This is a genomic window from Pseudoalteromonas sp. 20-92 (genome assembly GCF_030847595.1).
GTDB classification, from domain to species: Bacteria; Pseudomonadota; Gammaproteobacteria; order Enterobacterales; family Alteromonadaceae; genus Pseudoalteromonas; species Pseudoalteromonas fuliginea.
In genome coordinates this window covers 151165-175973 of the sequence record NZ_JANJGQ010000005.1, presented here as the reverse complement: position 1 = coordinate 175973, position 24809 = coordinate 151165, and the positions used below count along the sequence as shown (strand labels likewise).

Here is a 24809-nt window from a genome sequence, read left to right as displayed (position 1 = left end):
GCTATTGGTTAATAACCGTAACACTATATTTATTATGGTTTTTCTAACCTTAGTTATAGCAGGCATTCTTTTTTTTACTAGTTAATGTATAAGTTTTGCGCTTCTTTAGAGAATTTAATTACTGCATAAAAATTGCACAGTATTCATTTGGCCGATTCAACTTTAATAGCAAGTTTCTTTTTTAACTTTTCTTGCCACTCTACAGCAAGCTCTGGCAAAGTTAGGGCCTCTAAAAGTACGTCTTCGTAACCTACGTATTTTTTGTCAAAAAACGCCTGAAACAGCTTTTTAACTGAAATATTATGCGCCGCTTTTTTTTCTATAGTGACTGCGTCGCCTGTTTTGGCAACACCTTGCTCAATGACTCTAAAATATACGCCCGTGCAGTAATACTGCGTGAACAGTTTAAGGCTGTTTTTATTATTAAGGGCGATAGCCAATTTAAAACAGGGTACACGAGGCTGGCTTACTTCAAGTAATGCAGTACCAATTCGAATATGATCGCCTATATGTATATTCGCTTCATCAAGGTCTGAAATCGTGAAGTTTTCACCAAATATGCCACTGGTTAAATCCTCGTTTGCAAGCATTCTCCTCCAATAGTCATAATGATTGTGCGAAAAAGCATATACCGCTTTATCTACGCCGCCGTGGTAAACTAAATCAGCTTGCTCATCACCTATAATACTTAGCTTTTCAATAGTTACCGGTTCGTTAGTAGCCGTTTTAAATATACCTGTTTTGACTTCTTTGCCGTTATGCACAACCGTTTTTATTTTAGAGATATTGGTAGAGATTATTTTCATTAAGACTCCCATTTACCTAATGCTTGTTTGTCACTTTGTTTAAACTCAACCCAGTTTGATGAGTCTTTAAAGTGCTCTTTTTTCCAAAACGTGGCGTGGTTTTTTAAGTAATCCATTATAAATTGTGCGCCTTCGAACGCAGCTTGGCGATGGCGGGACGTTACGCCTACAAATACAATTTGCTCGCCAAGTGCTAAGTAACCAACGCGGTGAACAATGCATATTCGCGCCAGTTGCCAGCGAGTTTGTGCTTGCTCTGCAATAGATTGAAGCAGTTGCTCGGTCATACCAGGGTAGTGCTCCAGCTCAAGTGCAATAACGTTGTCGCCACTGCTGAACTCTCTTACCAAACCTGTAAAGGTGACAACAGCGCCATCGCTTTTGTTATTACTACAAAGCGTATTGTGCTCGTCACCTACATTAAAGTCATTGGTTTGTACTTGAATATGTATGCTCATTAACCACCTGTAACCGGCGGAAAAAAGGCAAGCTCATCCCCTGCTTTCACTATTTCGTCGCTTGATGACATAGTTTGGTTAAGCGCGGCAAGTAGCTCTCGCTCCTCAAGCCACGGTTGCCAGTGCGGGTATTGGCTTACTAATCTTAATTTAAGCTCTGAAATAGTAAGCGGCTGCGTAATCTCAAGGCTTAATTTACTGCACTTTAACCGCTCTTTTAGTTGCCCAAAAAACAACAACTCTACTTTTCCGGCGCTAGATACTGCATCGTTTGAATTAATCTCGCTGCCAACTGCCATTTTTGCCCCCAGCTTTTTGAGTAACGCGCATGCCGCTAATTTCCATTAGTGGGTCGGCTGCTTTACACATATCAAACAAAGTAAGGCTAGCCACAGATACCGCCGTTAGCGCTTCCATTTCAACCCCAGTTTTACCTGCAAGTTTGCAGTAGCTGGTTATTTTAATTTGGCTGTTTGCTTCATCAAGCTCAAAATCGACTGCTACTTTACTAAGTGCAAGCGGATGACAAAGCGGAATTAAATCAGCGCACTTTTTAGCGCCTTGAATACCTGCAATACGTGCCACGCCTAACACATCGCCTTTTTTGTTTTGATTAAGCATTACTTGTTCAAAGGCAAGCTTGCTCATGCTAATAAAGGCTTCAGCTGAAGCATCGCGCAGGGTTACGTCTTTGAGCGATACATCAACCATATTGGCTTGGCCGTTTTCGTCAACGTGGCTCAACATACTATTGCTCACGCGATTCACACTTTTTACCGATGGTAATGTGCGGTACAAAGTTACACGGTTTATGCATTGAGTTAAGTTGATCTTTTATAATGCCTGTCCATGCTGTTTTGCATGCGCCTGTAGAGCCTGGCATACAAAAAATAACGGTGTTGTTAGCAAGCCCTGCCAATGCACGAGACTGAATAGTTGAGTTACCAATTTCACCGTACGATATATGTCTAAATAGCTCACCAAAGCCGTCTACGCTTTTATCAAACAGCGGCGCAAATGCCTCAGGTGTTGAGTCGCGCTCAGTAAAACCTGTACCGCCAGTCACTAAAATAGCATGAATGGTGTCATCGGCTATCCACTGCGATGCAATAGCGCGCATTTGGTAAACATCATCTTTTACAATTTCTTTATCCGCTAAGTGATGACCCGCCTCAGTTAGCGCTTTAATTAAGTAATGACCAGAAGTATCGGTAATCGCATCGCGCGTGTCGCTTACTGTAAGTACGGCAATGTTTAAAGGTATTTGTGACTCAGTTGTGTGGCTCATAATGCTCTTCTTAATTGATTAATGCTTTGGTCAAAATGCTCATTTACAGCTTTAAATTGCGCCGGTGTATTGGTGTTTATTAATGCGTGCGCTTTATTACATAAAAGCGTTTGCACACCAATGCTTTGGGTAAACTGTTTTATTGATTTATGACTGTTAGCGTTTGTGAGTATGTGTTTTAAATGATTTTTTACACTGCTTGTATTACGAATATACAGCGGTAGTGGTTCATTTTCAAAGTGCCAAGCATGTATTTGTGACTGATTTAATTGATTGCTCACACTTTGTACTTTATTTGACTGAGAAGCCAGCACAATTGTGCTTAACAAACTACTTGTAAGTAGAGGCATATCTACCGCAGTAATAAGTAAGTCGTGCTCGGTGGCTATTAATGTTGAGTAAATACCGCCAAGGGGTCCACTATTTGGGTATATATCTTTAACGTACTTTTCTGAGGGATAATCGCTCGGCGAGTAATGGCTCGATGATTTGACTGGATTTGTAACGTTGCGGCTTATAAGTATGTTTTTAGCGCCTGCATCTTTTAATAAATCACACGCATTGTGCAATAGCGTTTTATTTTTTAAAACTAAATCGGCTTTGTCTGTGCCCATTCTTGATGAATTACCACCAGCAAGCACAACGCCTGTAAAATCTCGCTTAGCTTTTACTTCCATATTAACCACCTAACATGGCTAAGTGAGTTGTCGCACCTGTTAAGCGTTTACCTAGCTCATGGCTTATTTCTTTATTGCCCATAGCAGCTCGAATTGCCTTTACGGTCGCTGCAGTATCGTCCTCGTTTAGTAGTTCGCGTAAATCTATACCTTGTTCGGCAAACAAGCATAAGTGTAATTTACCCAGTGCCGACACCCTTAAGCGATTACAACTTTTACAAAAATCTTTACTGTACGGCATTATTAAACCAATACGACCATCGTAATCAGGATGACAAAATTCTTCTGCGGGTCCATTTAATTTCCCCCTCACGACTTGTAACCAGCCTTGAGCTAAAAGCTGGGCTTTAACCGTTTGCCCACTTAAGTGATTTTCTTCAAAAAAGGTTGCGCCGTCACCGGTTTCCATTAATTCTATAAAGCGTACCGTAACTTTGTGGTGCTTTACCCACGCTAAAAAATCCTTCAATTGGTTTTTATTAAACTGCTTGGCAAGCACCGCATTTATTTTTATATCTTTTATGCCCAGCTCTACCGCGCGCTCAATCCCTTTTAAAATAAGGGTAAGTTTGTCGTGCCCTGTTATGAGTTTAAATAGATTCGGATTTAAACTATCAATACTGACATTAAGCGCATCTAGCCCTGCTTCTGCAAATTCATCAATTTTCTTTAATAAATTAAAACCGTTGGTAGTAATGGCTACTTTTTCTATGCCTGGCGTATTTTTACAGAGTTTTATAATATCGGTTACGTCGTTTCGTAAGCATGGTTCGCCACCTGTAATGCGCACTTTTTTAGTACCTAGCTCTGCAAACGCATTTACCAGCGTGCTAATTTCATTTTTATTTAAAAAATTACGCGGCGTATCGCACTGATAACCGTTTGGTAAACAGTAACTACAACTAAAATTACATACATCGGTTATTGAGAGGCGCAAATAGTTAAACTGCCGACCAAATTGATCATTAAGCATATGCTTCCTTTTTTCTTTACATTACAACCGCAACATTAATGCTGCTAGAACCTGCTTTGTAATGTTGTTTTATTAATTGGCTTAATTGTGTTTTACACGAACCACAGTTCGTTCCACATTTAAGTTCAGAACCCAATTGCTCGACTGTGTTTGCACCGTTTTTAATGGCGTTTATAATCGGCTGCTCTCTTACTTTAAAGCAGCTACACACTTGCACGCCTTGGGTAAATTCTTCATCGGGGGTTGCATAAAGCAAAGATTGTAACTGTGTAAACGTCAGTAATGGCTCTGCAAATAAATGGTTTATCCACTCAAGTGATATTTCTTTTTGCTCATTAGAAATAACACCAACAAACGCTAATTGATCGTTTTGAATACACTGCACATGCATTGCTTTTGCCGTATTCATAGCCGACCACTGCCCTTGTAAACCAGTTAAGGTTTGGCAGTAATACAGTAAATCACTTTGTGCCTCATTAAGCGCCAATTGGTAATTAAAGCAATTACTAGCATTAACTTTGAGCCAAAAATCACTGTTTATAACAAGTTCGTTTTTAGCAAACAGCTGCATATATTGCCCAAAGGGTGCTTTAACTATATTAACGGCGCCGTGTTTGCACTCAGCCTGACCAGATAGAGGGTCAACTACCGATTGATACAACCCACTTACTGTTGCTGATGACGCAAATTGCTTGTTCCAATGAATAGGCATAAAGCATTCACCTTTTCGCACGGCATCGGTTACTTTTGCATGCGCGGTAACGTGCCCTGTTTGGGCAATTGCACTTATTAAATCGTTTTGTTTAATTGCTAATTTACTGGCATCAAGCGGATTAATTTCAATATACGGCCGTGTAATATGCGATGAAAGCGCAGTGCTTTTACCCGTACGGCTCATCGTATGCCATTGGTCGCGTATACGCCCTGAGTTCATTACAAACGGGTAATCACTTGATGTTTTTTGTACCGGTAATTGCGGCGTTATAGGTATAAAACGCGCTTTTTTATCAGCGGTGCTAAATTGGTTATTTGTAAAAACCTGACCATTTTTATAAGGCTCGTTTTTAACAACAGGCCACATAATGGGTTTTAAATTATCATACTGATCTTGTGTGAGCCCAACTAAACCAGAGAGGTTTAATAATCGGCTGCCGTTATTTTCAAAGTCGGTTAATTGTGCCCATTCTTCAAAAATGCCACTTGGATCTGTAAAATCAAATCCTTCAAAGCCCATTTTTTTAGCAACTTCGCACATAATTTGCCAATCATTTTTAGCTCCTGAATAAGGCGCTACTAACGGGCGCTGCCTTGATATTCTGCGCTCTGAGTTAGTTACTGTGCCGTTTTTTTCACCCCATCCGGTTGATGGAAAAGCAACATCGGCAAACTTTAACGTATCACTTTTTGCAATACAGTCAGATACAACCACCATCTCGCAAGTCTCTAATGCCTTTTTAATAGCGGCGTTATTGGGCAAGCTCACCATTGGGTTTGTTGCCATTATCCACACTGCTTTTATTTTGCCCGCGGCTATGTCATCAAACATATCAATAGCATTACTGCCTGCTTTTTTAGCAATAGTTGGCGAGAGCCAAAAACGTTGTACAAGTGATCGATGTGCTTCGTTTTCAATATCTAAATGCGCCGCCAACTGATTAGCCAAACCACCTACTTCGCGCCCGCCCATCGCATTGGGTTGCCCAGTAATAGAAAACGGACCACTGCCTGGCTTAAGTAATTTACCAGAGGCTAAATGTGCATTAATAATGGCGTTACATTTATCTACACCCGAGCTTGATTGATTTATACCCATTGAATAAAAGCTAATCGCACTTGGGCTTTTAGCAAATAGCGCATAAAACTCAGTAACTTGCTCAATTGCTATATCGCAAAAGTCGCCAACTGCCTCACAGCTCCACTTTTGTGCCTCTTGCAATGCGCTTTCAAAGCCGTTTGTGTGCTGAGCAATAAATTGCGTGTCGAGGTGGTTATGCTCATTTAAATAATTAAGCAAGCCGTTATAAAGCGCGGCGTCACTGCCTGGTTTTATATTTAAAAATGTATCGGCAAGCTCAGCGGTGTCGGTTTTACGCGGATCAATAACCACCACTTTCATATTTGGGTTAAGCTGCTTTGCACGCTCCATTCGCTGATACAAAACCGGGTGAGTCCATGCGGCATTAGAGCCAATTAAAATAAGTAACTCAGTTTGCTCTAAATCCTCGTAGGTACACGGCACTACGTCTTCACCAAAAGCGCGTTTGTAACCTGCCACAGCAGACGACATACACAGGCGCGAATTTGTATCAATATTGCCTGAGCCTATGTAGCCTTTCATTAATTTATTCGCGATGTAGTAATCTTCAGTAAGTAACTGCCCCGATACATAAAAAGCCACCGCATCGGGTCCGTGCTTTTGTATTATGTTGTTAAATTTATTGGCAACGTGGTCGGTTGCTTCATCCCACGTAACAGCTTGGTTATTAATGAGGGGCGACGTTAAGCGGTTATCACTGCCTGTGGTGTCGAGCAAATGCGTGCCTTTTACACATAAACGACCAAAGTTTGCGGGATGCTCTCGCATGCCTTCAAGCTTGGTTGGCACATTGTTAAAAAGTGAAATATCAACACCGCACCCTACACCACAGTAAGCACATGTTGTTTGTTTTAAACTCGTTTTATTTATAGTTGGTGACGTGTTTGCGGTTGTCATACTGCTCTCTTTTAATGTGCTTTAATTAGTGTGCTTTAATTAGTGTGCTTTAATTTATGCGGGCTGTTTTACAGGCTCATTAAGGGTAACTACATTAATAGTGTTACTTGCTTTAGCGAGTGCGCTGCTTATTACATTTTGAACGAGTTTTTCACACCCTCCACAACCTGTACTGGCTTTGGTGCTTTGCTGCACACTTGCCAAATCTATGCAGCCGTTAGAAACTGATTGTTCAATGGTGTGTTTAGTTACTTTATGACAAGCGCAAATAATAGCGTCATCAGGCAAGTCATCGGCGCTTAGCTCTGCTATTTCGCCGGCAAGGGGCATAATGAGCGCTTCGGGTGCGGTGGTAAGTTCAATGTCGTTTAAATGATATTGCAGCAAATTGTCGTAATCGCTTGTATCGCCAACAAGTACCGCGCCAATCAGCTTATTACTTTGTGAATTGGTAACTATTTTTTTATAAATACCATTGGGTTGATCTTCAAAATAATAGCTTATTGCGCCTTCGCTGCGTGCATGTGCATCGCCAATAGAACCCACTTCAACACCCATTAATTTAAGCTTGGTGCTCATATCGGCACCACTAAATTCATCGGCTTTATTGTCTAAGCCAGTACTTTGCAAAGTACCTTGCTGCGTATCTTGTAAAATATGCCCAACTGCTATTTTAGCCATGGCGTAACCAGGTGCCACTAAGCCAAAAATAAAATTATTCCACAGTGCACATTCACCAATAGCGTATATGTTTTTATCACTCGTTTGGCAGTGGTTATTAATTACAATACCGCCGCGCTCGCCTAACTCTAAATTAAACTCGCGGGCCAAATTATCATAAGGGCGAATACCTGCCGAAAATACAATCATGTCGGTTTCAAGGGTTTTACCGCCTTTAAAACACATTTTGTAACGACAACTTTCACCTTCTACTATTTCCTCTGTTGCTACCGATGTATGCACAGTAACGCCCAAGTCTGTAATTTTGTTTTTTAGTAACCGACCGCCCCCCGCATCAACTTGTACGCCCATAAGTTGCGGTGCAAATTCTATTACGTGAGTATGCAGACCCAGTTGCTTTAATGCGTTTGCAGCTTCAAGCCCCAGTAAACCGCCACCAATTACCACGCCTACTTTGCTGCCGTGGGCTGAGTTTTTTATTGTGTGTAAATCGTTAATGGTGCGATAAACAAGGCAATGCTCGCGATCTTTACCCGGTATAGGAGGGACAAATGGGAATGAACCTGTAGCAAGCACAAGCTTGTCGTATTCAAACAACTCCCCTTTAGCGGTCGTTACAGTTTGCGTATCACGATTTATGTCAACCACTTTAGAATGAGTATGAAAGCGTACTTGCCAATCGTCATAGGTTTTATTGCATGTAAGTGCGAGGTCGTCTGCGGTTTTGCCTTTAAAAAAAGACGATAGCTGCACGCGGTCATACGCTAAACGGTCTTCACCGCTAAGTGCCGTAATTTCAAATTGCTCATCAGCTTGATTTTGAGAAACTAGCTGCTGCACAAAATGGTGCCCCACCATTCCATTTCCTACCACTACAACACGCTGCTTGCTTAGCATTTACTCACCTTAAAATGATATCTACTTTAGTGATTGACTAAAGCTAACATCGAATAATTTGTTATAGGATTGTTATAGCAATATGTAAGCCAAATATATAAGCATTTAAAATCAGCAAGTTGCCTATATTGGTGCAGAGGTGAAAAGCATAAAGCCCCACAAGATGGTGCAACTGCACCATCTTGTGTCGCTATAAATTACAAGAGGATTTTAGAAGATAGTGAGGGTTAAAATTTAGCGCTCATCCATACCCACAATTTTTGAGTATCGACTTTATTAGCAGCAGTATCGCCCGCTGAGTAATCAGCGTATTTAACACCTACTGCATATTGTTTATTAATAGGTTTAACGTATTGTACGTTTAGTTCAGTACCCAAATCGTCAACCCCATTTGATTGCTCATTAGCATCAAAACTGTGATAAGCCACCAGCCATTTTCCGTCAAACGCTTTACCGTTTAAGCTTATGTAAGTGTCGTCCAAGCCTTGTGCGGGTGTATTTAAAAACGTATCTGCCCAACCATTAAATTTATGTAACGTGGCAAGCGGTGTTGCAAACCCGTAATCGCCATTATCAGAGCCAAGTGACTCTATGCCAACTTTTAATGTTACTGTTTTTATACCCAAACCATTTAAATCAACAGCGCCTTCAAGTGCATAGTAATCGGCATCAAAATCACTCACGCTTGTTGACGCAGACTGCGTTGCATACTCCGCTTTGTAATAAAATTTTATGTCGTTTAGGGTTTTATTACCGTTAAAAGAAACGCCATAAGTGTCTAAACTGTCGTCTTGTAGTGCATCGTCACTTAATAAGTAACTGTATAAAACCACTTTACCGTAGTCTGTTTTAAAGCTTGCATTAATTAGATGATCGGACGATTTAATGTCTTTATCGTCAGCAAATATGCGGTTACGCTTATTTAAATAACTGTACTGTAAATCTATGTTATTAAGTGCGTAATTAATGGTTGCTGCATCAAAGGTTTGCCTGTCTTGGCGCCAACCTACGTGCCCAACAAAACGCTGCCCATCAAGGGCTATTACTTGGCGCCCTACTTTTAGCGATAGACCATCGCGGGCATATTTAACAAAACCTTGGTCTATCTCGGTGTTTTCTGGGTCGGCAATAACAGAGTAATTAGTATTTTTCCCCACCGTATTGTTGTAATCATCTACGCCCAATAGGCTGCGAGTATCTTCTACTTCAATAAGGGCTGAAAAACCATTAACCTCGTCTGTTTGATGCGTTAAGCGGGTTCTAAGTGTTAAGCCGCTTGCATCTTTTAGAGCATTTTCTTGATCAACGCTTTCAAAACGCAGTCTAAAATCAAGATCAGTTTGCGAAGCTTGGCTTATTGAAGGCGCAGTGAAGCAACCCAGTATAAAAATAATAGGTAAGTTGTTCTTATAGTTAAGCATTTTGGTTCTCTAAGTTTTAATTATTAATACACATACCAAAGCAATAAATAAACACAGCGAAATACATTTCCACACCATAACTGGATCGCGTTTCATTATTGAACTTTTATTAGCGGTACTTTCTAAATAAGGATTAGGTTTGTTGATATCGTTTATAAACTCAGAAAAGGCTTGGTATCTGAGCTCTGGTTTAGGGGCAAGCGCTTTCATAAGGGCTTGATCTAACCAAAACGGAATATCGGCTCTGTATTTACGAATACTTGTGTAATGCCAATGGCTGTAATCTTTTGGCGCTACGTGGTTAAGTGGCAGTGGTTTGTAAGGCAATTTTGAGCACAATAACTCGTATGCAATAACGCCAAGTGAAAACAAATCACTTTTAAAATCGGCGTGCATAGTAATGAGTGTTTCGGGTGCAGTGTAGTCGGCAGTGCCTTGCGGGCAATCATCCGCAATTTGTTTAACCGACTCGTCCATAGCCGCAACACTTACTGTGCCGTAATCTATTAGCGTTACTTTGCCGTGCGCATCTATCATTACGTTATCGAGTTTTAAATCACGATGTACCATATCGAGTCGCTGAAACGCCCTTAGTGCATGTACTATTTGTTCAATAATATTGCGTACTTGGGTTATTTCTGGGTGCGGCACGTCGTGCTTCCAATCACTGAGTGTTTGCCCGTCCATGTACTCACAAATATGATACAAAAAACGACTTTGCGATTGCGTACTCAGTACTTTCATCACGTTAAGGTGGTTTATGCGTTGCCCTACCCAGCCTTCTCTTATAAAGCCTTGAAGGTAGTGCACATCGTCTTCAAAATTAACCGAAGGTGCTTTTAAAACCACTGGCGGTATATCGGGCGCTTGTTGCACTAAATAAATGTGCGAGCGACTACTGGCATGTAATTTACGAATAACCGTGTAGTCATCAATTTTTTGCCCAACATTAAGCGCAGGTGGAATTTTTCGTCGTGTTAGCGAATGATAAAGCTCATCTAACTTTTGCTCGGCAATATTTTCTACTTTTACAAGCAAACAACTTACGTTGTCGTCACTGCCTCGCGCTAATGCAAGTTCGGTAATTGCTTTAGCTGCATTTTCTAAATCAGTGTGCTCGTTAATTAATTTAGCTATATCACTACTTGGAAGCACATCGTGTACGCCATCGCAGGTTAATATATAAATATCGTCTGCTTTTAGGTCAACTTCGTATACATCTATTTCTTGATGAAGTTGTGCGCCAAGCGCACGCGTTAGCGTATCGTTTACTTTGTGATCCCGTGTAATTGCCTCTATTTTATTTTCTCGCAAGCGGGTAATACGCGTATCACCTAAGTGAAATATATAACCCGTTGCCGACTTTAAAATAAGTGCTGTAAAAGTGGTCATCCAATCGGCTTGGCGCTGACCAAGGTGATTATAATTAACCGATTGCGAATAAAGCCACTGATTTAAACTTGCTAACACCTTCGACACTGACTTTTTAACCGCCCAACTTTCGGGGGTATTTAAATACTCATTTATAAAATGAGTAACCGAAAGTTGAGACGCTTGTTTAGCATTTTTTGCTGATGAACACCCATCGGCTAAGCAGGCAATAACGCCTTTAGACTCTTTTTCTTGCGCTTTGGTATTAAGAGCTGCAAACGCATCTTGGTTTTCTGCTTTTAAGCCTTTTGCGCTGTGTCCGCCAAATGAAACGTTGAGTTCATTTTTTAGCGCTTTAGCGTGGAGTGTTTCATCAAACATAGTCAATAATGCCTTAAGTCACTGAAATAAGTTCAACGGTGCCGTCTTCATTTACCTCGGTAATATGCCCGTCTGGCTCGGTCATAAAAAACAGTGCAGCTAGGCCAAGTAATGCACTACCCGCAATAATGAAAAAGAAAGTTTGATAATCAACAAGTGACAATGCCGTTAAGTACACTACTGCACCTACATTACCGTAAGCACCTGTCATACCTGCAATTTGCCCAGTTAAACGACGCTTAATTAGCGGTACTGCGGCAAATACAGCGCCTTCACCTGCTTGCACAAAGAACGAACATGCCATAGCCGCAACAACTGCAAGCCACAAAGGCCAAGATGCATCAACCAAGCCCATTACAAAATAACCAACAGCAAGACCCATTGTAAGTACAATAAGGGTAATACGACGACCTAATTTATCTGAAATCCAACCGCCACCCGGGCGAGATGCTAAGTTCATAAATGCATAAGCAGAGGCTAAAATACCCGCGTACACCATATCAAGCGCAAACACATCCATAAAAAACAGCGGTAACATAGAAACAACCGCAAGCTCAGAACCAAAGGTTGTAAAATATAAAATATTTAAAACAGCTACTTGCTTAAATTCATAACGATGCGACTCGGGTACAGGCTCTTTAAAAATATGACCATTTACGTCAAAGGTTTTATACACTTCGTAAATATAAAGCAGAACTAAAAAAGCATACACGGCAAGTACAAAATTAGCCGAAATTAGGTTAGCACCAGTTGGTGAAAGCTTCCAAGTAAGTAATGCTAATGCGCCGTACATAGGGATTTTCATAATAAGCAGTAATACAAAGTCGCCTTTACTGGTAACTTCCATAGCGCCTACTTTTTTAGGTTTAAAGTATGTACCGCCTTTTGGTGTATCGGTTACATTTAAGTACCAAATAATACCAAATATAACGCTTAATACACCGGTTAAACCTACTGCATAACGCCAACCATCTTCGCCACCAAACATAAGTGCAATAATTGGCAGTAACATAGCCGCAGCTGCTGAACCAAAGTTACCCCAACCGCCATAAATACCTTCTGCTATACCCAACTCGTTAGCAGGAAACCACTCACTCACCATACGAATGCCCACAACAAAACCAGCACCAATAAAGCCTAAAGCAAAACGCGCTATTGCGGCTTGTTCAAATGTGGTTGCCATAGCAAACATAAAACAAGGAATACTACAGCTAATAAGTAGCGCCGCATAAACAATCCGAGGGCCAAATTTATCGGTCAGCATACCCACCACAACACGCGCTGGAATAGTTAACGCTACATTTAAAATTAGTAATGTTTTAACTTGCGCCATGGTGATTCCAAGCGAGCCCGCAATTGCACCTAATAAAGGAGCATGGTTAAACCATACAAAAAATGACACAAAAAAGACCATCCAACTCAGATGCAATACTTTCATTTTTCCTTTAAAGGATATTAAGTTAAATCCAGAACTCGGTTGCATGTTTATTTCCTCGTAAACGTATTATTGTTTTATAAATGCCCCACTCTTTTATATGAGTAGCAGCCCTAATCTTGTTAAATTTTAGTTAACCCAATACAGCAATTACTGAGCCACTAATTAAAAACCATATATTTCAGTTGGTTATATGTATTTATTATTTCAATGCGTTATAGTTGCACTATATGAGTGAGGGGATATGGGCTGTTACAGTGCAAATAAAAAGCGTTACTACTTGCTCTAGGATTTAACAAATTGGTATTGTTCAAAAAAAAGTATGAGAAGTTTGAAAATGCAAAAAACACCGCTAACTTACCAGCAGCAACTGCGCTATTCTCGGCACATTATGCTCCCGCAGCTTGATATAGACGGACAAGAACGACTATGGCAATCGCATGCTTTAATTATTGGTGTGGGTGGGCTTGGATGTGCGGTAGGTCAATACTTAGCGGCATCTGGCATTGGCACGCTTACCTTAGTTGATAACGATGAAATAGACGTGACCAACCTGCAAAGGCAAATACTGTATAAAGAAAGTGATATTGGTAGCTCAAAATGCAGTGCTGCTAAAAAACAGCTCAGCGCACTTAATAGTGAAATAGATATAAAAACCATTGAGGCATTTTTTGATGTAAATACCTCTACAGAACAGCTCTTTAATAACATTGATATAGTGATTGATTGCTCAGATAACCTAGCAACGCGCAATGCACTTAATAGCGCCTGTTTTAAAGCTAAAGTTCCGCTAGTGTCAGGCTCTGCAATACGTATGGAAGGACAAGTCGCGTGTTTTACTATGGATGGAAACAGCCACTGTTATGGTTGTCTATCACAATTTTTTAGTGAACAAACACAAAGCTGCTCAGAATCCGGTGTGCTCTCTCCTATTGTGGGGCTAATAGGCAGTATTCAGGCTACTGAAGCGCTAAAAATGCTTGCTGGTTTACCCAGCGGCTTAAGCGAACATTTATTGCTGGTAGATGGTTTAAGCATGGAGTTTAATCGTTTTAAAATAGCTAAAAACAGCCAATGTGCGGTGTGCAGCATTTAGTATCTGCACCAAACCTTGTAATGGATGATTTAACCCGTTAAAGCGTTACTCTAAATTATGGATTGTTGTATAAAGCACATCGCCCACTTTAAAGTCGTTTTTGTCCCACACTCGTCTTGAAACCAAGCCAAACAAGGTTTGCTCATCTACATTAAGCGTTAGCTGCCACTTATTATTAATAAGCTCAGCCTGAGTTAATACCGACTTTAAAACATTGCTATGCGTTGTTTGTTCAGGCCTTAACGCACTAAACGACATTTGCTCACTTTCTATAATTAGCTTATTACTGCTGTCTACAAGTTCAGGAAGTACAAAAAGTGGCTGCTCACTTTGCTTTAATTGCAGTTGATATAGCCCGTAGTCTTCATCAAATTTAACCACATCGTAATTAATTAAGCTCAGCGGTGTTTGCCTGTCGTTTGCGTAAATAGCTTTTGCAACGTGCGCACTTGCACCTTGGTTTATCACCTTACCTTTATTAAGCTGGATAAGGGTATCGCAGCAAAATAGCAGCTCTTTTAATGAGTGACTTACTATTATAAATTTTATATTAAACTTAACGGCTAACTCATTTAGTTTTGTGAGTGTTTTAAAACGCAACGACCAATCAAGCGCACTAAAAGGCTCATCAAGCATTATAAATTTTTGACCGGCAAGCAAAGTGCGCGCAAATACTACACGTTGGCGTTCGCCACCCGATAAGCTTTGTACGTCACGATTTAGTAAATCTTGTAATTCAAGTGTTTTAACAACGTATTCTAGCGTTAAGCTAGTTTGTTTATTCCCGCAGTGTTTTTGTGTAAACGCTAAATTACCTGCCACATCTAAATGAGGAAACAACGGGCACGATTGCAACTGAAGCGTAATACCGCGTTTATCGCTTGGCAACTCATGCACTGGCTGATTGTTTACATAAACGCTTTTTGCAGGCTCTAAACCACTAATACAACGCAGTAATGTTGACTTACCCGAGCCAGAAGGCCCGTGAACACCGAGTACATTAAACGACTCAAGCTCAAGGTTTATATCTAAATCAAAATTATTGAGTGCTTTAAAAAGGCTTAACTTAATCATGTTATTGCTTAACCCCTACAATGCTTTTATTAAACTTAAATAACAGCACTAAACAGGCAAACGAAATAGCCAGTAAAATAAGTGAAAGCTGATGCGCCGCCGTATAATTTAACGATTCAACATGGTCATAAAGCGCAATAGACACCACCTGTGTTTGCCCCTGAATATTACCGCCAATCATTAATACCAAACCAAATTCACCCAATGTGTGCGCAAAGCCCAAAGCAAACGCGCTACCAATACTGGGTTTTAAAAGCGGAATAATTAAATGCACAAAGCGTTTAAATGGGCTCAACCCAAGCGCAATGGCAGCTTCGTTATAGGTTTGATTAATATGCTTAAACCCAGCCACAAGCGGCTGCATTACAAAAGGCAGTGAATAAAAAAGCGAGCCAATAACCACTCCCTGAAAACTAAACGCAAGCTGTGTACCCGTTAGCCAAAACCAAAACTGCCCAAAAGCGTGATCAGGCGAAAATAAAACAAGTAAGTAAAACCCTAATAATGTAGGCGGTAGCACTAAAGGCATTGCAATTAATGCCTCTAAAAATGGTTTAAATTTACCGTTATAGCCAGCGAGCTTGTATGCCAGTGGAATACAAAAAATAAGAAGGAGTACTGCGGTTATAAAGGCAAGTTTTATAGTTAACCACAGCGCGGTTAAATCACTTTGAAGCATTGTTATCCTTTATTCTGTAACCTAATTCAATTAACTGCTGCTGCGTAGCTTCTGCCATTAAAAATTGCATAAGTTGCTTAGCGCTAGCATGCTTTTTAGTCGAGCTAATAATAACGCCTTGTTGAATTATATCGGGATATTGATTGGTAGGCAGCACGGTATAATCTAAATATTTTTGATCTTGCGTGTTACTGTAAGCCGCCCTTAGTGATGAAACAGCCACCAGCCCTACTCCTACATTACCACTTTGCACAAACTGAAACGCATGTGTAATGTTATTCCCGTACACATAATTTATTGGTTTTTTAAAATGGTTATTCGCGTAATGCTCTGAGGCACGCCCGTATGGTGAAAAACGCGGATTAGCAATGGCTACTTTATCATTTACTTTTTCAGTTTTGGGTTGCCACAAAGCAAGTTCGCCTAACGCGTAAGTGATTAAGCTGCTTTGCTCGGCATAGCCTTCTTTAATAAGCGATTGCGGGCGAAAATCGTCAGCTGATAAAAACACATCAAATGGCGCGCCATGCACTATTTGCGAATATAAAACACCGCTAGAAGCTGCTGATATTTTCACGTCAACATTAGGTAATGGGGATTTTTTTAGTAGGGTTTGCAATACAGTTTTAAAATTACTCGCTACGGCTACTTGCAGCGTTTCTTTTGCGTTTACGCTGCACGAAAGCATGCATGCTACACACAAAAAATAACCCAACCATGTATTGTAAAGCTTTGACATTATAAGTATTGTTTCAAAATAAAATGATTTAAGTAAGCAATATATATGAACGATGTTTGCAATGCACCCGGTTTATTACCAATTGAAACTGCAATACACAATATACTTGGCACAATAGCGCCAGTTAAAGACGTTGAAACCATATCAATAATGCAAAGCGTTGATCGCGTTTTAGCAAGCGATGTTAAATCAACTATAAACGTACCAGCACATAACAACTCCGCAATGGATGGCTATGCGCTATGTATTTCAGATAAAAGCTTAACCTATACACAAGTAGGTAGCGTGTTTGCGGGTCAAGTTTTTGAAGAAACGCTTACCCCAGGGCAATGCGTAAGAATAATGACCGGCGCCGCCATTGCACTCGGCGCTAACGGCGTTGTAATGCAAGAAAACGCCTCGGTTGATGGCGATAAAATTACGTTTACTGCGCAACCAGAGCTAAATGAAAACGTGCGTTTTGCTGGCGAAGATATAGCAATCGACGATGTTATTTTAAAAGCAGGCGATAAACTAAAAGCCGTTGATGTGGGGTTACTTGCATCTTTAGGAATTGCCAATATAGACGTAGTAAGAAACTTAAAAATAGCCGTGCTTTCTACAGGCGATGAGCTAATTGAACCTGGTCAGCCTCTTGAGCAAGGCGCTATTTTTGAGAGCAACCGCGCTGTTATTATTAGTGCGCTGCAACAAAAAAATATCGACGTGATAGATTTAGGAATTATTCCTGATGACAAAGAACTCATCACTAATGCATTTTTGAAAGCGAACGAACTTGCCGATGCCGTAATAAGCTCAGGTGGTGTATCGGTTGGTGAAGCCGACTTTACGAAAGAAGTGCTCAACGAAATTGGCAATATTCACTTTTGGAAAATAGCCATGAAACCAGGCAAACCTTTTGCCTTTGGTAAACTAGCTAACAGTTACTTTTTTGGCTTGCCAGGTAACCCTGTGTCGGCTGCTGTCACCTTTAATCAGTTAGTAGAGCCTGCACTGCAAAAGCTGTCGGGTCTTGGTGAAGTAAACCCTAAAATGCGCTTTAACGCTGTTACTACATCCGTTATTAAAAAGCGCCCTGGCAGAGCTGACTTTCAGCGCGGTACTGCAACAACTAACGAGCAAGGTGACTTGGTGGTTGCCCCGTTTAATAAACAGGGCTCGGGTGTGCTTTCGTCGCTTAGTAAAGCTAACTGCTTAATTGTAGTGCCAGCACAAAGCGGCAATATCGAAAAAGGTGCAACGGTAAGTATTGAGTTGTTATAAATACTTAATATAGACATAAAAAACCAACTAATGTTGGGCTTTTATGTCTAATATTTAAGTCAATTAATTAGAACAACGATTCAAAATCGCCATTTGAAAATAAAACCCCGGGGATGCCACGAACGGCAGTAACGTCAGCTATTTTAGTATCACCAAAATATAAACCGCCACTGTAATTACGGCCCTTTTGTTTTACATCTAACCAACGGCCATTTTCGCCTTTCGCAATGAGGTTAATATTGCCACTAACATCACGAATACGTAAATCTAGCGCGCTATTTTTTACACTAACAAATATATCTGTAGAAGTAAGTTCAGATAAATTTTCAACATCACCTACGTATGCAAATTTAAAGTCGCTTGCTCCACTTAATGGAAAATCTAACTCAAAAGTAAAGGCTAAATCATCATTGTCTTCGCCAATAAAAGGCGAAGCCTCTACTGCTGTGATATGAAATGCAGTGTTTTGAATGCCGCTTACGTAATTACCATTAAAATCAAAGGTAGATAACGTAGTTGACTCCTCACCTAGTGAATTAACAAAACGATTTAAGTTTAATGATAAGTCACCTTCTAGTTTACCCGCTGCTTTATTGATAATTACATTGGTCGTGATCTGCGCTATACCTGTATCAGCTTCTGGGTTTAATTCACTTTGAGCATCTATACCATCAAATTGAATCACCAGCTCACTCACATCAACACTTAATACCGTAGCGCCATTTGTGACAGTTGCACTCATTACACCTTCAATTTTATCTCCCAGTACACCACTTACCCTAAATGTTGGGATTGATAAATCAATTGCTATAGGTAAATCATCATATGTGCCAGTAATAGCCCATGTATAAGGTGATTGGCTATAAATGATATCCAAATCACGAAGCTTATATTGTCCTGCTGGCGTAGAGCCTTCTGCAAGTGGAGAATAGTTTGTAATAACTTCATTTAAAGCATTAGTAAGCGCACTAAGAGTTCTTTGTGTGTCTTCATCAAATGCACCTTCAAGCTCAGTAAATTTTGCGTCTAATTCATCTGAGTAAGCTTTTTCTTGAAGTCTTGCAACACCTATTATATTTCGCGTATCAACAAGTAACTCTCTTGAATCTAAGCTTTGTACTTCTGCTGAACGAGCCTGCCAATTTGTGAATGTAGTTACGCTCGCAATGGTTTGCTTAACTTGACCAGCGACATTTTTCAGCAAAGCATTACCTTGGTCGCTAAATAAGTTATCTGTAACATACTGCACTGCTAAATCGCTGTAATCTTGCCACGCTTGCTGGTCAGTCTCCAAGTTAGTAAATGCATTAAAAGCACTTACAACGCTAAACGTACTATCAGCAACACCACCTAAAATTGCCGCGTAAGTAAATGCGTTAGTAACCATTTCTGCTTCAACACTTGCATTTAAATTACTGTGCGTTAAATGATAAAAAGGCGTGGCTGATAAACTAGCCTGTGCTGCACCAAAACCTTCGTCAGTAATTGCTTTACTCAATGGCGATAAATAAACCGTATTTACACCAGGAGCACTAAAAGCAGCTGCTTTGTAATTAAGAGTAACGGCTGTTAATTCTTGATAGTCGATTAAACGGTTCGCGTTTAAGTCATTTGCATCACCACGAACTGTTCTGCCGCAACCGGTAAAGCGTGGGCAAGGTAGCGTTGTATCACTAGGTATAAACTCAAAGCTATTAAAAGTAAGTGGAGTTACATTTATACTCGCAGTATTGATGTTTTCGACTTCAATTGATTCTTTCACCACCCCATCACTATCTAAAACATTAAGCGTTCCCTGTGGTGATTGCCAATTAGATACATAAAAATTTACAGAAGAAGATGTTGAAACTTCACTCACTGCAACAGATTCTGAACTGTCACTGTCTGATGAAGAACCACAACCTACCAATGCAATAGCGACCCCTAAAGGTATAATTTGTTTTAACATCTTCATTCCTTAAAACTTAATGTTCACGTACCAATTCACATTCGCATAATAGGCTTTATCTAAATCTAAGCTATCTGTTTGTAAATTAAGACCAAAATATTCACTTTCTATACCAACCAAAAACGCTTCACTTTTTGTTTCGTAGCCTGCTTGTACTTTCCAATGATCCCAAAAGTGAATGCGGCCTTTTAATTGGCTAAACGTGTCTTTATCGTAACGTTTTAAAGTTAGTTGGGTTGAAAAACGCTCGTTTATTCTGTAATCGGCAAATGCTTGTAGTCGCATTTCCATCTCAAAATCATGCGATTCGGTATTTCCAAATGCAGACGTTTTTAATGATACTGTTGGCTGGGTAGTAATGTCGCCGTTGTCATTTTCACTAAATGGAACTTCTGTAGTTTGGCCTTTAACAAAGCCACTATCGTCGTAATCTGTTTTATAGAGTAAATCTTTTACACTAAAACCAAGTTGTAGTTCATCATTTACTTGCCAATCAGCAAAAATATCTAGGCTATAGCCTAGGCCTTCAGGTTTCTGGTCTGGTGTGAATTTTTTAAATAAAATATCTTTTGAAAAATTGTAATCAACAGTTACAGCACCTTCAACTTCATCGCTATAAATTTCGCCATTTACAGTAGCATCTTGAAAATGCGTACTCGAAAAAACGGATAATTTAGGTGTAATTGTTAATGAATTTTTATCTAAAAACTTAAAATCGTAAGATACAAAAACACCATTTGAAGTCGCTTGTTTTGCATCTAAATTATATGTATAAAAACGATCCTCAAACTCTAAATTATTTTTTTCAGTGTGAGTGTATTTGGCCGTATCTGGATCAAAATTAAGCACGTAATCATAGCGACTTTGTAAACCAACCTTAAAATTCCCGAAACCCACACCGACTTCAAATATATTGTAAGTAAATGCACTGTCTCCCGATTTTAGTGGTGCATCGAAATCATCGACAAAAGCTTGTACTGGCTGTGCTTCGGTGTAAATTTCTGCGTCAAAATGTGTAAATACTTGAAATTGGTTATCTGCGGAAACAAATGGAGAAATAAGAGCTGTTGAAAATCCTAACAAGAGAATTTTTTTTTTCATAATTTAATCGCTTTCTATAAAAAAAGGGAAAAGCGCTAGGCTTTTCCCTTTTATAGTTTAAATATTACTTAGATGAATCAATTAAATCAACATCAGTGTAATCAACCACGTCACCATCGATATAGGTTATTGAAATACCATTAGTAATCTCGGTTACTGTACCAAAAGACATCATAGCCTCATTGTACATAGCCATAACGCTACCTATGTAATCCGCACTTTCGCCATCAGTAATAGACAATGTGTAACCCATAGCATCATTCACAGTAATATCTAAGGTACTGTCAGAGCTCATTACTTTAAAGTCTACATCACCAGATACACCTTCTAATGAAATAGAACTTGAATCTGTTTCTTCATCAGCTGTAATGCTTAACACGCCGTTAAAGCCAGAATCGCCATCCATAATTTCAATATGGTTAGTCGTTTCAGTCATTATGATTTCTGCATCATCTACATTATCAGCCGTCACCGCGCCATCAAAAGTAAATACTAAACATGAATCGATTTGAGTAGCATCAATTGTACCTGCTGCAAATTCAACACAATCTGTCAATGCTGCTACTTGCGTATCAGCAGTTACAAGCTTAATAGATGCATCATTTTCGCCTACCAGCGTAGCACCCCAAGCAACAACTAGCTTATCACCTTCATAAGAAGCCGCTGCGTTAATCATTTCACCTGTAGTAGCATTGCTAAGCATAAGTGTAAGATCATCTAAGCTGTAATTGTAAGCCCAGTTAGGGAAACGTGTAGATGTACCCGATGCAGAATCACCCATACCAGAAACTTCATCGATTACATCAGCTACAATTTCAGCAGCATCAATAATAGCATCACCACCAGTACTCGTTAGCACTGTCATAGTCGCTAATGACTCTGACGTAGCTTTAACAGAAGCTAGTACAGTTAGTTTAGGAAGCGCTTCTTCTGCAGCAACTTGAAGCGCTAACGCAGCTGTAAACTGCTCTGCTGCTAATTCAGCTTTATCAGTAGCAACTTTAACCATTGCATCAGCATCATCAACTAATGTTTGTGCTGCGTCTTTATCTTCATCTGTTACAGCAACATCTAAATATGCTTGTGCAGCTGCTTTAGCTTGCGCTATAGCAATTTCCAATGCATCTACAGTTGTAGCAAATTCAGATGCGGCAGAGACTGCTGCTGTTGCAAGCTCTAAAGCAGCCGCTGCATTAACAGCGGTATCGATCGTCGCGTTTTGTGCATCAGCAAGCGCTGAAGTAGAAGCAGCTTCTGCTGTCATTGATAGGGTTTGCTTCGCATCTGCAACATCTGCTGCATCAATAGCAATAGCTTTAGCCGCCGTTACTTCAACATCAAACTCTGTAACAGCCGCATCAACAGCAATAACTAATTCAGCAAGCGCTGCGTCAAACGCACTTACTTTGTCAACTTCTGTATTTGCATCAGATAGTAGATCTTCTGCATTATCAAGAATTTGTTGGTATGTATTATTTTGGTCAACAAGTAATGTTGCTGCTGAAACAAGACCTTGAGACTTAATAAATAATTTATTTACTTTATTTGCTAAATCGGCAGTTTCAGCTTCATTAACAAGTGTAGCTACTGCACTTGCAAATGCGACAGCACTTGCTGCATCAGTAACCGTTTCTCCACCTAGAGATTGAGCATCTGCTAAGTTAGTCTCAGCTGTCACGACTAAAGCTTGTAAAGTAACAAGTTCAGCTTCTGATGCTGTAACCTCTGCTGTAACAGAAACAGCTAATTGAGCATAAAAATTGTCATCAGCTTCACAGTTATCTGTACAACCTAACTTTTCTAATGCTTTTTTAACTTTTTTAGCAATAAGCGCTAAACTAGCGTCAGTTGCTGCGCCATTTTTAATAGCTTTATTTTTTGCTGCTTTTGCTTTAGCAGCAATGCCAGCCGCTTGTAAAATAAATGCATCTTTTTCAGCATCTGTTGCATTTGGATTAACAACATTGAATGCATTTATAATTGCAGCTTCAATAGCATCATCATCACCAGTAGCAATGGCTAAAAAAATGTTAGATGTGTTTGTTACTGCTTGTTGAAGTTTAGCCGCTAACGCTGCAATTTCAGCATCATCACTACCGCTTAACTTACCATCTTTAATGCCTGTTTTTAATTTACTTAGCACATCGCTAATAGAGTCTAAACCTTGAATAGATGACGCTATTTGAGAAATTGCTAAAATACCTTCGCTTAACTCTTCTTCACCGTCTACATCACTTAAATCAACTGCACCACCAATTGAAGGGTCAGCAAGTAACTCTGGTATTTGAAGTGTGCTATCAGGTCCCATTAATTGGAAAAAACTGCGTAAACTTACTTCAGCAATAGTAGGAGGACCAACCTCTCCTCCAGCTGTAATAATTAACTGAGAACCGATAGTCGTAAACAATGTTGCATTAGCTGTTAAAGAACGAGATACACCTGGATCGCCTTGAGCTCCACTTGCACCTGACGTATCAGCTGTAATTGCTGGGACAAATTTGATTACTGACAGTTCTAGATCAGTTTTGTACCATTCACCAAATTCAATTGCAGTATCGCCATCATTTACATCATCAACTTCTGGGGCTGTTGCGTAAGAACCACAACCTAAGTAAGCATCACATCTTAAAAAGCTCTCATCGCCTTCTTCTGACGTTTTAACTGTGATGTAAACTGGTCCAGTAAAGTTATCTTCTAAGAAAATGCTGTAGCGTCCGCTTTCATTTGTTAGAACATCATCAGGGTTACCTGCAATTTTGTTTGCTTCTAAATCAGCATCGGCTGCATCTTGCGATAAACCTTCTCCAGAGAAAGATTCAGCTTCAGAAGAGGCTTCTAATCTAAATGCAACAGGTACACTTTGACCAGTTGCATCTAATGTAGAAACGCTTACTACCGCGTTCATCATTGCGCCTTTAACAGCTTTACCAGTTACTTCAACATTAAATTGAGCATCATCTGATGAGCTAAAAGATTCAACAGGAGGTACGTATACATTCCTATCGTTATCAGAACCACAAGCTGTTAAGCCCAATGTAAGTGCAACTGATGCTGCAATTGGTGTAAATTTGATCATACGCTTCGACATTTATTTCTCCTTGATAGCTTGAAATGAGTATCAGAAATTAGTTTAGTCACAATTTGCATTGTTCAAGTTTACAAAAATAATAAACGAACACGCAATACTAACCTTTGTTACTAGAATTCTAAAAATACCATTAAGCCATATATTTTTGCTACATATTTATACATTTTATTAAATGTATTTTGATTTTATCTACATACTATTTCTTTATGACCCTCAGTAATCTAATTAAAAATCATAAAAACTCAGGACGCTAAAATATAGTATATCCATTTTGTGAATTGAATATTACATTTAATTTAGTTTGTTAATATTATTCTTCAAGTAAATGCGATGAATCGAAGAAAAAAGCGGTTTTTTTACTGAACTGGAATGAAAATTAACTAAAAAAATATGACTATGACAACATTCAAATTTTTTCAATCGCTAAGCATTGAGCCATATATTTGGTTTTTCTTTTTATTACCTAAGGCAATTTAATCGCGATGCGAGGTTTGTAATCTAGTGGGCTCGCTAACTGCGTTGAAAATAGCTGGCTAGAGAAAATAAGTTTAATATCATCATGATTCAATATGTTAGTAAGTCTCTTAACCAGAGTTCAGGTTAAGTAATAACCGAGCAAATAGTCCCCAACACGAACCCAAGGGCAATGCATGTTTGACATCTATGCTGCGTTATCGCCTATTTATAGTAAATAACACCATAGGCGTTGCCTTGCCTAAA

The 24809-nt window shown here is 39.7% G+C and carries 20 protein-coding genes; 2 read left to right on the top strand and 18 right to left on the bottom strand.

The genetic code is table 11. The features are described from left to right. Window positions 1–143: 143 nt before the first annotated feature. From NRL14_RS07330 to NRL14_RS07275, 12 genes are all read right to left on the bottom strand, one after another. Complete coding sequence (locus NRL14_RS07330) at window positions 144–806, bottom strand: MOSC domain-containing protein (protein ID WP_149606334.1); 663 nt, start codon at window positions 804–806, stop codon at window positions 144–146. After that, window positions 806–1264, bottom strand: coding sequence for a molybdopterin synthase catalytic subunit MoaE (gene moaE / locus NRL14_RS07325; protein WP_149606335.1), 459 nt, complete (start codon window positions 1262–1264; stop codon window positions 806–808). The genes NRL14_RS07330 and moaE overlap by 1 nt, the downstream gene beginning before the upstream one ends. Next, complete coding sequence (locus NRL14_RS07320; RefSeq protein WP_149606336.1) at window positions 1264–1563, bottom strand: MoaD/ThiS family protein; 300 nt, start codon at window positions 1561–1563, stop codon at window positions 1264–1266. Before NRL14_RS07320 ends, moaE begins: the two co-directional genes overlap by 1 nt. Further along, window positions 1541–2011, bottom strand: a complete 471-nt coding sequence (moaC, locus tag NRL14_RS07315) for a cyclic pyranopterin monophosphate synthase MoaC (protein WP_007375236.1) — start codon at window positions 2009–2011, stop codon at window positions 1541–1543. Before moaC ends, NRL14_RS07320 begins: the two co-directional genes overlap by 23 nt. A 1-nt stretch (window position 2012) precedes the next feature. Continuing rightward, window positions 2013–2552, bottom strand: a complete 540-nt coding sequence (gene moaB, locus NRL14_RS07310; protein ID WP_149606337.1) for a molybdenum cofactor biosynthesis protein B — start codon at window positions 2550–2552, stop codon at window positions 2013–2015. Next, the gene (locus NRL14_RS07305; protein WP_306724329.1) at window positions 2549–3229 is read right to left on the bottom strand and encodes a molybdenum cofactor guanylyltransferase; all 681 of its coding nucleotides are present in this window, start codon (window positions 3227–3229) and stop codon (window positions 2549–2551) included. Before NRL14_RS07305 ends, moaB begins: the two co-directional genes overlap by 4 nt. A 1-nt stretch (window position 3230) precedes the next feature. Continuing rightward, window positions 3231–4202 carry a GTP 3',8-cyclase MoaA gene (gene moaA / locus NRL14_RS07300; RefSeq protein ID WP_149606339.1) on the bottom strand — a complete coding sequence of 324 codons (972 nt, stop codon included), beginning with the start codon at window positions 4200–4202 and terminating at the stop codon, window positions 3231–3233. Window positions 4203–4218: 16 nt separating this feature from the next. Further along, window positions 4219–6915 carry a nitrate reductase gene (locus NRL14_RS07295; RefSeq protein WP_149606340.1) on the bottom strand — a complete coding sequence of 899 codons (2697 nt, stop codon included), beginning with the start codon at window positions 6913–6915 and terminating at the stop codon, window positions 4219–4221. A gap of 54 nt (window positions 6916–6969) precedes the next feature. Further along, a complete protein-coding gene (locus NRL14_RS07290) occupies window positions 6970–8493 on the bottom strand; it encodes an FAD-dependent oxidoreductase (protein ID WP_149606341.1) in 1524 nt (507 codons plus the stop codon). A 227-nt stretch (window positions 8494–8720) separates the two neighbouring features. After that, a complete protein-coding gene (locus tag NRL14_RS07285; RefSeq protein WP_149606342.1) occupies window positions 8721–9914 on the bottom strand; it encodes an alginate export family protein in 1194 nt (397 codons plus the stop codon). A gap of 9 nt (window positions 9915–9923) precedes the next feature. After that, window positions 9924–11666 carry a bifunctional protein-serine/threonine kinase/phosphatase gene (locus tag NRL14_RS07280; protein WP_149606343.1) on the bottom strand — a complete coding sequence of 581 codons (1743 nt, stop codon included), beginning with the start codon at window positions 11664–11666 and terminating at the stop codon, window positions 9924–9926. Between the two features lie 13 nt (window positions 11667–11679). Continuing rightward, on the bottom strand, window positions 11680–13149 hold the full coding sequence (locus NRL14_RS07275; protein ID WP_149606344.1) for a NarK family nitrate/nitrite MFS transporter: 1470 nt from the start codon (window positions 13147–13149) through the stop codon (window positions 11680–11682). A gap of 289 nt (window positions 13150–13438) precedes the next feature. Here NRL14_RS07275 and NRL14_RS07270 point away from each other — a divergent pair, with 289 nt between their 5' ends. Then, complete coding sequence (locus NRL14_RS07270; RefSeq protein ID WP_149606345.1) at window positions 13439–14197, top strand: molybdopterin-synthase adenylyltransferase MoeB; 759 nt, start codon at window positions 13439–13441, stop codon at window positions 14195–14197. Window positions 14198–14242: 45 nt separating this feature from the next. On the opposite strand, the gene NRL14_RS07265 is transcribed toward NRL14_RS07270, so the two are convergent. From NRL14_RS07265 to modA, 3 genes are read right to left on the bottom strand one after another with little or no spacing between them, the layout of a single operon-like run. Then, window positions 14243–15271 carry an ATP-binding cassette domain-containing protein gene (locus NRL14_RS07265; protein ID WP_149606346.1) on the bottom strand — a complete coding sequence of 343 codons (1029 nt, stop codon included), beginning with the start codon at window positions 15269–15271 and terminating at the stop codon, window positions 14243–14245. A gap of 1 nt (window position 15272) precedes the next feature. After that, a complete protein-coding gene (gene modB, locus NRL14_RS07260) occupies window positions 15273–15950 on the bottom strand; it encodes a molybdate ABC transporter permease subunit (RefSeq protein ID WP_007375247.1) in 678 nt (225 codons plus the stop codon). Further along, on the bottom strand, window positions 15937–16689 hold the full coding sequence (modA, locus tag NRL14_RS07255) for a molybdate ABC transporter substrate-binding protein (protein ID WP_188085526.1): 753 nt from the start codon (window positions 16687–16689) through the stop codon (window positions 15937–15939). The genes modB and modA overlap by 14 nt, the downstream gene beginning before the upstream one ends. Before the next feature lie 45 nt (window positions 16690–16734). Between modA and glp the strand changes: the two genes are divergently transcribed. Then, a complete protein-coding gene (gene glp, locus NRL14_RS07250) occupies window positions 16735–17952 on the top strand; it encodes a gephyrin-like molybdotransferase Glp (protein WP_149606347.1) in 1218 nt (405 codons plus the stop codon). Window positions 17953–18019: 67 nt separating this feature from the next. Here glp and NRL14_RS07245 read toward each other — a convergent pair whose 3' ends face one another. The 3 genes from NRL14_RS07245 to NRL14_RS07235 all read right to left on the bottom strand — a co-directional run bounded on the left by NRL14_RS07245 (window position 18020) and on the right by NRL14_RS07235 (window position 24089). Further along, entirely contained in the window at window positions 18020–19900 is a 1881-nt protein-coding gene (locus NRL14_RS07245) for a hypothetical protein (protein ID WP_149606348.1), read from the bottom strand. A gap of 9 nt (window positions 19901–19909) precedes the next feature. Next, window positions 19910–21001: a hypothetical protein gene (locus tag NRL14_RS07240; RefSeq protein ID WP_149606349.1), complete on the bottom strand. Its 1092-nt coding sequence runs from the start codon at window positions 20999–21001 to the stop codon at window positions 19910–19912. A gap of 64 nt (window positions 21002–21065) precedes the next feature. Then, window positions 21066–24089, bottom strand: coding sequence for a hypothetical protein (locus NRL14_RS07235; RefSeq protein WP_149606350.1), 3024 nt, complete (start codon window positions 24087–24089; stop codon window positions 21066–21068). Between the last annotated feature and the right edge of the window lie 720 nt (window positions 24090–24809).